This is a genomic window from Streptomyces sp. SID3343 (assembly GCF_009865215.1).
Taxonomy (GTDB): Bacteria; Actinomycetota; Actinomycetes; order Streptomycetales; family Streptomycetaceae; genus Embleya.
In genome coordinates this window covers 1-1,227 of the sequence record NZ_WWJX01000480.1, presented here as the reverse complement: position 1 = coordinate 1,227, position 1,227 = coordinate 1, and the positions used below count along the sequence as shown (strand labels likewise).

Annotated in this window: 1 protein-coding gene; it reads right to left on the bottom strand. The window is 72.1% G+C overall.

Features of this window, described 5'->3' with window-relative positions; translation table 11 throughout:
- Window positions 1–327: 327 nt before the first annotated feature.
- Window positions 328–1,227: ATP-binding cassette domain-containing protein (locus tag GT354_RS15365; RefSeq protein ID WP_161356876.1), on the bottom strand; the 900-nt coding region annotated here is incomplete at its 5' end.

Sequence of the window (1,227 nt, the reverse complement as noted above, 5' to 3'; positions counted from 1 at the left end):
GACCGGCAGCGGGACCTGGCCGGCCTGCGGTACGGCGTTCGCCGCCGCGGCCGGCGCGCTCTCGGCGGTCGGCGACGTCGTTGCCGCCCGCGCCGAGGGCGCGACGACGACCAACGGCGCGCACATGGCCGCGGTCGTCGCCAGGATGGTGCACCATCGTCTCAACATCGGTTAAGACTCCTTGCTTGTTCGCCGGGAGGGTGCTGATGGGTCGGCGCCGCCGCGGACAGGCGGCGGCGCCGTACGCGAATGCCCGGCGGTACGGGCGTACGGCCGGGCATCCACGGGCTTTTGGGGCGGGGCCGCGCGCGGCACCCAACGCACGGCTCAGCGCAGCGCGACCCCGGATTCGGCGTCGAACAGGTGGATCCGGCTCGGGTCCAGGGCCAGTTCGACCTTCGCGTCCGCGACCACGGCGCTCTCGGCCGGGAAGCGGCACGCGATCGGCGCGCCCGCCGAGGCGGCGTCGCCGCGCTCCGCGCCGAGCGTCACGTAGACGTTCTTCTCGGCGCCCAGCGCCTCGACGTACTCGACGATCGCCGGGATCCGCGCATGCGTGGCGCCGTCCCCGACGGGCGTGCCGGCCCCCGCGATCGACGCGTCGAGCAGGTGCTCGGGCCGCACGCCGACGGTGACCGGGCCGTCCTGATATCCCCGCTCGATCTTCGGCAGCAGCACGTGCACACCGCCGACCACCACCTCGGTACCGGTCTTGCCGGTACGCAGCCGCGCGTCGACCAGGTTCATCGGCGGGGTGCCCATGAACGACGCCACGAAGGTGTTCGCGGGGGAGCGGTAGATCTCGTCGGGCGTGCCGATCTGCTGGAGTCGGCCCTCCTTGAGCACCGCGACGCGGTGGCCCATGGTCATCGCCTCGACCTGATCGTGCGTCACATAGATCATCGTGGTGCCGACCCGGCGCTGGAGCCGGGCGATCTCGCCGCGCATCTGCACCCGCAGCTTGGCGTCCAGGTTCGACAGCGGTTCGTCCATCAGGAACAGCGACGCGTCGCGGATGATCGCGCGGCCCATCGCCACCCGCTGCCGCTGGCCGCCGGAGAGCAGGCCCGGTTTGCGGTCGAGGTAGTCGGTCAGTTCCAGCATCGCCGCGACCTCGCGCACCCGCCGGTCGATCTCGTCCTTGGGCCGCTTGGCCAGGCGCAGCGGGTAGGCGATGTTGCGGGCCACCGTGTAGTGCGGGTAGAGCGCGTAGTTCTGGAACACCAT